Origin of the sequence: Aeromonas sp. ZOR0001, from assembly GCF_000801015.1 — a bacterium.
GTDB classification, from domain to species: domain Bacteria; phylum Pseudomonadota; class Gammaproteobacteria; order Enterobacterales; family Aeromonadaceae; genus Aeromonas; species Aeromonas veronii.
Window position 1 is genome coordinate 1 of record NZ_JRJY01000137.1, and the last position, 298, is coordinate 298.

1 protein-coding gene is annotated in these 298 nt (G+C 55.0%); it reads left to right on the forward strand.

Features of this window, described 5'->3' with window-relative positions:
• Positions 1-298: transposase (locus tag L972_RS21070; protein WP_156127060.1), on the forward strand; the 298-nt coding region annotated here is incomplete at both ends.

The following is a 298-nucleotide window of genomic DNA, read 5'->3' on the forward strand; positions in this document are numbered from 1 at the left end:
TGAAGGTGTTTGGTGAAGGCGAGTGGAAGGTCAGAAAACACGGCTCGGAGAAGCGCCGAGTCTGGCGCAAGTTGCATTTGGCGGTAGACCCGGCAACCCACGATATCGTGGCGGCGGAAGTCTCGCTGGAAAATGTCCATGATGCAGAGGTGTTACCGACCTTGCTCCATCCACTGCGGCGCAAGCTGGGACGTGTTTATGCGGATGGCGCCTATGACAACAAAGCCAGCCATCAGCTTATCTTGCGTAAAGGGGCGGTAATCCCCCCATTTTTTGGAGCACTCAAAAGTAGAGGTCA